This is a genomic window from Fibrobacter intestinalis, assembly GCF_900167415.1.
In the GTDB taxonomy this organism is placed as follows: domain Bacteria; phylum Fibrobacterota; class Fibrobacteria; order Fibrobacterales; family Fibrobacteraceae; genus Hallerella; species Hallerella intestinalis.
In genome coordinates this window covers 1-6286 of the sequence record NZ_FUWU01000093.1, presented here as the reverse complement: position 1 = coordinate 6286, position 6286 = coordinate 1, and the positions used below count along the sequence as shown (strand labels likewise).

General features: G+C 45.3%; 8 protein-coding genes. 7 read left to right on the top strand and 1 reads right to left on the bottom strand.

The window, feature by feature from the left end:
• The first annotated feature begins 146 nt into the window (after positions 1-146).
• The 6 genes from B5D40_RS14640 to B5D40_RS16595 all read left to right on the top strand — a co-directional run bounded on the left by B5D40_RS14640 (position 147) and on the right by B5D40_RS16595 (position 4732).
• Positions 147-365, top strand: a complete 219-nt coding sequence (locus B5D40_RS14640; RefSeq protein WP_143394340.1) for a hypothetical protein — start codon at positions 147-149, stop codon at positions 363-365.
• A gap of 44 nt (positions 366-409) precedes the next feature.
• Positions 410-1855, top strand: a complete 1446-nt coding sequence (locus B5D40_RS14635) for a radical SAM/SPASM domain-containing protein (protein WP_078777512.1) — start codon at positions 410-412, stop codon at positions 1853-1855.
• 57 nt (positions 1856-1912) lie between these two features.
• Complete coding sequence (locus B5D40_RS14630; RefSeq protein ID WP_078777511.1) at positions 1913-2533, top strand: hypothetical protein; 621 nt, start codon at positions 1913-1915, stop codon at positions 2531-2533.
• A gap of 3 nt (positions 2534-2536) precedes the next feature.
• Complete coding sequence (locus B5D40_RS14625) at positions 2537-3277, top strand: amidohydrolase family protein (RefSeq protein ID WP_078777510.1); 741 nt, start codon at positions 2537-2539, stop codon at positions 3275-3277.
• 315 nt (positions 3278-3592) lie between these two features.
• Positions 3593-3757: a hypothetical protein gene (locus tag B5D40_RS16245; protein ID WP_233134224.1), complete on the top strand. Its 165-nt coding sequence runs from the start codon at positions 3593-3595 to the stop codon at positions 3755-3757.
• 45 nt (positions 3758-3802) lie between these two features.
• Complete coding sequence (locus B5D40_RS16595; RefSeq protein ID WP_233134225.1) at positions 3803-4732, top strand: BspA family leucine-rich repeat surface protein; 930 nt, start codon at positions 3803-3805, stop codon at positions 4730-4732.
• A gap of 105 nt (positions 4733-4837) precedes the next feature.
• Here the strand turns inward: B5D40_RS16595 and B5D40_RS14615 are convergent, their stop codons facing one another.
• Positions 4838-5785, bottom strand: coding sequence for an HTH domain-containing protein (locus tag B5D40_RS14615; RefSeq protein WP_078777509.1), 948 nt, complete (start codon positions 5783-5785; stop codon positions 4838-4840).
• A 273-nt stretch (positions 5786-6058) separates the two neighbouring features.
• Here B5D40_RS14615 and B5D40_RS15465 point away from each other — a divergent pair.
• Positions 6059-6286, top strand: a 228-nt coding sequence (locus B5D40_RS15465; protein WP_144319721.1) for an Rpn family recombination-promoting nuclease/putative transposase, incomplete at its 3' end; no start/stop codon positions are given.

The following is a 6286-nucleotide window of genomic DNA, read 5'->3' as shown; positions in this document are numbered from 1 at the left end:
CTGTTGGAATGGCTATACTGTTTTTGCCTTCTGTGGAACGGAATGAACAAAAAATGCGAACGTCCTTATCTTACGTTCGCAAAGTGACTTTTTAAGGGCTGACTATATATAATAATAGGATGTCATGTAAAATCCAATTTTTGACGATGTGTTACGTTGAATGTATGGAAGTTGGAAGGCTGTCAGCAAATTCTTCTTATCAACAAAGGTTGGATGCTTTATTAGACAAGATTGTCTTTTTAGGAGATGATTTCCGCTCTTTTACGGAACAATATCGAAAAAATCCCTCGGAAATTTCTTTGACTCAATTGGATGATTTATTTAAACGAAAAATGGACAAGTATAAACGATATATCAAAGTTTAACCTCTACCGCCAATCGAAAGCCTTAAAAATATCAGGAGTCTCTTATGTTCTACCGCCTTTCTCGCGACAGCTTTGTACGTTCCATCGGAAACTTCGGCTACATCTACAGCCAGCTTTCCAAACACGACAGCATCTATACCGAATCTGGCAAGATCTTTCTGGAAGCTCTTTCCCGTGCGCCCCAAAGTCTGGAATCCATCGCGAGGAAGGCGGCGACCGCATTTGAAGGCGTTTCCGCCGAGGATATTTCCGGAGACTTGCGGGAATTCCTTGACGCCCTCGTTCATGTCGGCTATTTGATTGCCGCCGAAACGGAAAGCGAATGCGCCGCCCGCGACACCCATTTTTCTTACCAAGTAAATCCCAAGACGCAATTCACCTACAATGCGCTGCAAAATTCGGACGACCAGAAAAATTACGGCGATTCACAAGACGCTCTTTTCGCCGAATACCAAAAAAAGCCCGCTATTCACGCCTGCCAAATTGAGACCTCGAACCGCTGCAACGAACGCTGCATCCATTGCTACATTCCGCACCAGTTCAAGAATACGATTCTTCCCTACGAAGTCATCGAAAACGTGCTGGAGCAGCTTCACGAATTGGGAACGCTCGACTTGACTCTTTCCGGTGGCGAGTTCTTTTGCCATCCGGATGCCGAGAAAATCCTGCGCAAGGCGCGTGAACTCGATTTCTCGATCAATGTCCTTTCCAACATTACGCTGCTCACGCCCAAAATGATCGAGGTGCTGAAGGAAGTCAATCCGAGCATTGTGCAGACTTCGCTCTACAGCATTTACCCCGAAGAACACGACCACATTACCCAGCTTCCGGGCAGCTGCGAAAAGACGAAGGCTTCCATCGAGGCTCTGATTGCCGCAAACATTCCCGTGCAGATTTCCTGCCCGGTCATGCACACGAATTACAAAACCTACAAGGACGTTTTGAAATTCGCCTACGACAGAAATTGCAAGGCCCAGACGGACTTCGTGATGATGGCGCGCTACGATTTTTCCACGGACAATCTCAACGAACGCCTGACCATAGAAGAAACCGAAGAGCTCTTGCGCGACATCATCCGTTTTGACAAGGATTATCTGAATTTCACGGAAACGCCCGTTCCGGAAATCAGCCGCGAAGAATGGGGCAAACAGGCATTTTGCGGAGTCGGCCTCGACAATCTTTGCATTGCCGCCAACGGCGTCGTCTATCCGTGTTCCGGTTGGCAGGGAATGCCCTGCGGCGACGTACACGAAACGCCCATCAAGGATATTTGGGAACGTTCGCCCCAGCTCAACAAGTTGCGCGGTCTCACGAAATCGGCGATTCCCCAATGTTATGACTGCGAAGACAGGCAGTTCTGCGCTCCGTGCCTGGTTCGCAATTTCAACGAAAACGGCGGCGATTACTTGAAAGTCGCTCCCCATTTTTGCAAGGCGGCGGCCCTCAACCGGAAACTCGTTCTCGAAGCGCTGACGAAAAAAAACGGATAATTTTCGAAGGATACGATTCTGTCAAATTTTGACGGAAAAATAAATTATATTGCAATCATGCTGTCAATTCTGTTCACGATTCTTTGCGTCGTTATTGCGCTGATTGCCATAGTCATCGCCGTGAAGGTGTTTTTGGTTTTGCTGCCTTTTCTGTTGATAGGCGCGGCGATTTTTCTTGTGGTCAAATGCGATTCCGACGATTTTTCCTTTTTGAAGGATACTATTGAAAAGACCGAGCGGAACGTTCGAAACGAAAGCTTCATTTATCGGGAGCGGGACGGGGAAGAACGAATCGCCCACAGGATAGCCCGGGACATCACCATCGCCAAGGCCGGGGTCAACATGTCTTCCCTGCGTCCGGAAATCGATTCGGCGATTGTCGTCATCGTCGAAGCTTTTCAGGATGCCATGGAAGATGATTCCTTTCTTCCGGTAATCACCAGCGCGAACGATTTTTCGGCCCACGCGAAAAATTCCGCCCATTATGCGGGTGCCGCAGTCGATTTGCGCATCAAGGATATCGGAAACTTGAAAGCCCGCAAGGAGCTGGCCGCGGACGTACGCGAACGCCTCGGCGACAGGTTTTACGTTTTGCACGAGGACATCGGAAGTTCGAACGAGCATTTGCACGTGCAGTTGCGGAGCGGAACATACAACGCGCGCGAGCGTTGGCAATAATAGATGACGCCCATTTTTGATTCCCACGTCCATATCGGGCAGTATTTTGAAACCTATTACTCGGTGCCCCGGGTTTTACGCACTTTGAAATGCGTCGGCATCACCCACTTTGCCTATTCTTCGACAACACCCGTCATCTGCGACGATCCGGGAGTCTTGCGAGAAGAGCGGCAAGCGGTAAGGGAACTTTTTGGAAAACGCGCGTTTCCACTTTTGTGGATTAGCCATTCCATGCTGGAGCGCAGCAGAGATTTGTCCCTCTATCTCGATGCGGATATTTGCGGATTCAAGGTGCACGGCGTTTCGGAACGCTGGGAGCCAAATGGCAAAGAGCTTCATCACGTTTTTTCCATCGCTCGGGAAAGAAATTTTCCCGTGATGTTCCATACCGGCGAGCATGAAGAATGCCTTGCTCTGAGTTACCAGAGAATTTGCCTCCGATTTCCGACAGTCCGCGTCATTCTGGCACACGGACGCCCTCTCGACCAAACCATTAAAATGCTGCAAACTTGTCCAAATGCTTATGTCGATACGGCTTTCATGCCTCACGAACATTTAAAAATTCTGCTGGAGAATCGGTTTGAAAAGCGCATTCTCTTTGGAACGGACACGCCTATTCCCGGGCGTTATATCCAAAGTTCTCTTCCCCGACATTTGCGGACACGTATCGCTACATCCCAAAAAATTTGTGGCAAGAGCTGGAAACAAATCGGATTTCAAAATGCGAAAGAACTTTTTAGGTAGAAAAATTTCATCTACAACGGCAGCCCTCCGCCAAAGGATTTTCCGAATAAAAAATACAAGCGTCCAAAACGGTTTTAGAAGAATAGAATCTATTTTGACAGTTTTTATCAAAAAGAATTAGTATATTGTTTTCACCTAAATCAAGATGTTAAAAAATTTTATTCCTAAGAGGAGATTTTGCCTGTGAAGAAATTTACCAAACAAAACGGCAACCGTATAGCCATCTAATTCCCCTATTATAAATTAGACATTCCGTCGTTCCGTAGCGATAAAGACAAGAGCTAAAATTTCACTTTAATACAAAAGGGAAAAACAATGACCAAAGAAACGGTACAACCCCGCGAAAAAGTCCTCGTCAAAACAAAAGAAGAACTCCAGGAACTCATTCAAAAAGAAGTCGAAAAGGACCCCAAGGCGGACTTGAACTTTATCGACGTCTCGCAGATTACAGACATGAGCGGAATATTTAGCGAATCCTAATTTAACGGCGACATATCCCAATGGAACGTATCCAACGTGACGGATATGAGCAAGATGTTCAGCGAGTCCCAATTCAACGGAGATATTTCAAAATGGGATGTTTCCAACGTGGTCGATATGAGCGAAATGTTCTACTGTTCCCAATTCAACAGAGATATTTCCCAATGGGACGTATCCAACGTGACCGATATGAGCTGGATGTTCAGCGAGTCCCAATTCAACGGAGATATTTCAAAATGGGATGTTTCCAACGTGGTCGATATGAGCGAAATGTTCAGCGACTTCGAATTCAATGGCGATTTATCAAATTGGAATGTTCAAGCAAACTGCTATTTAGATTTTCCAATAGCCTACATTATTCCCGACGACTTCACCAATGCGCCGGTCGTTGCAAAAAATCCATTTCATCTCCATTTTCTTATCCAGGCTGCCATCCAAAAATACGCGGACACGGTAGATCTGAATTTCATTGACGTGTCGCAGATTACGAATATGAGCGGCATCTTCTGCGGTTCTCAATTCAATGGGGACATCTCCAAATGGGATGTTTCCAATGTGAAGAATATGAGCGAAATGTTCAAAGATTCTCAGTTTAATGGAGATATTTCTAAGTGGGACGTTTCCAACGTGACCAATATGAGCGAAATGTTCGAACGCTCCCAGTTCAACAGAGATGTTTCCCAATGGAACGTTTCTAATGTCATCGACATGGAAAGAATGTTCTGCGAAGCGCAATTTAATGCAGATATTTCTCAGTGGAATGTCTCTCATGTAAAAAATATGGAGCGGATGTTTGAAGAGTCCCATTTCAATGGCGAGATTTCAAAATGGAACGTTTCCAATGTGATGAGTATGAAGCGGATGTTTAAAAACTCCTCGTTCCACGGCGACATTTCCCAATGGAATCTAGGCAACGTAAAAAAGACTGGGAATACATTTGACAAAGATGACGAAGAAGATGATCTTCCATTTTAATCATTTTTTCCAAATGGAGTATTGACAACTGAATCGGCATGGGGCGAGATCCTTATCCAAAAATATTCGGACAAGGTGGAGTTGAATTTTATCGATGAGGGTCGCCTACCCAATGCCCTTTTCCTTGATCCACTTAGCCAGTTCTGTATCTTGTAAAACTTTATCATACTCCGCTATTTTTACATTCTTAATAATGACACTTTCTTTGATATGTACAATCAATTCCTTGACATCCTTGTTTACCTTGCCGAGACGATTTAAGGTATCCCAATCGACAAAATTGCGAGTAGTCGCCGGGAACAGAATTTCACTTTCGTCGATATTATCTGAATCCAGTCGGATAAAGCCGATTCCAAACGCATTATTCAATCGCCGCATCTCCTCCATAAACTCGGGTTCCGTTTCGTATTTCAATGCGACCAGATAGCCTTCATTCGCCCAGCTGGAATTGGAAACCGCTTGAAAATAACATTCCTTTAGATTGCTCCACTTTATTTCCTTTTTCATTTCGAAGGAGAAAAATCGAACCGGCAAAGAAGTGTAAGATTTAACTAGATCGAGTACTTCCGGCTCAAAATCCTTGAAAGGATAATGAACTCCTATCAAATCGGGGTGGAGCCATTCGTTTTGCCCTTTGGAATGCTTTGCCGATTTTTTTTCATCAATGGTTTTTGTTACGCAGTTAAAGCGCTGCCCATTAACAAAGCGAGTCAAAAGCGGATGCAAGTCCTTTTCAGAATAACTAGGAAGCGTCTTAGATGGAACTTTGACATCATTTGATTTTCCCCATTTTTCCAGATTCTCTTTCAGCGCAAATTTTGTCGGTTTCTCCCCTACTTTGGCAAAAATAGTCGAAGTGTTATCGCGGAGATCCACATAAAGCCTCGCACCTATCGTTTCCCACGGCGTTTTCCCCGTCGAATTTATTTTTTTATCGAAACCATATTTACAAGCGGCATCCCAAATTTCCTTATGCGTCAAAGAGTAGATATTATCCTTTGCCGCAGCGGTTTTTAGGACATCTTCCGCAAGATTTAAAAAAGAGTAAGCCATTTTTTCCTCAATCTTTCTATTTGACACAAATTTTAGAAAAATATTTTGTTTTCACTTTTCAGCGAATATTCTTCCGTTGCAGCGAGATGGCAAGCGGTTTTCCACATCACCCCGAACAATTTTCACCATCATTGCGAGCGGAGCGCGACTATCCTCGAGGAAATGCCTTGCAAAAAAAACTTTTTACAAAAAAGTTTTCCTAAAATCGCCCGCTCGCGCGTTGTACATCATGGGCTTTCATTTGGGGAAGTCCGCATTCCAACGAGGAAATCCATGAAAGAAAACAACGCAAACGCCCGCACCGGGCACGATTCCTATTTCCGCTCCGTCTTCAAGGCTCCGGAACGCGCCGCGGAACTCCTGAGGCTCGCCGCCAGGCACAACGAAAGCCTCGCCGAATTCCTGAAGACCGTGGACCTCTCGACCCTCACGGAAATCTCCGAATCCTTCAGCGACACGGAAAGCTTCGGCTATGCGGACCTGGCGTTCACCGTCAAGATT

Excerpts from the sequence above, each read along its gene's own strand:
- B5D40_RS14640 (WP_143394340.1), top strand. The coding sequence starts at position 147 with ATGTGTTACGTTGAATGTATGGAAGTTGGAAGGCTGTCAGCAAATTCT.
- B5D40_RS14635 (WP_078777512.1), top strand. The coding sequence starts at position 410 with ATGTTCTACCGCCTTTCTCGCGACAGCTTTGTACGTTCCATCGGAAAC.
- B5D40_RS14630 (WP_078777511.1), top strand. The coding sequence starts at position 1,913 with ATGCTGTCAATTCTGTTCACGATTCTTTGCGTCGTTATTGCGCTGATT.
- B5D40_RS14625 (WP_078777510.1), top strand. The coding sequence starts at position 2,537 with ATGACGCCCATTTTTGATTCCCACGTCCATATCGGGCAGTATTTTGAA.
- B5D40_RS16245 (WP_233134224.1), top strand. The coding sequence starts at position 3,593 with ATGACCAAAGAAACGGTACAACCCCGCGAAAAAGTCCTCGTCAAAACA.
- B5D40_RS16595 (WP_233134225.1), top strand. The coding sequence starts at position 3,803 with ATGAGCAAGATGTTCAGCGAGTCCCAATTCAACGGAGATATTTCAAAA.
- B5D40_RS14615 (WP_078777509.1), bottom strand. The coding sequence starts at position 5,785 with ATGGCTTACTCTTTTTTAAATCTTGCGGAAGATGTCCTAAAAACCGCT.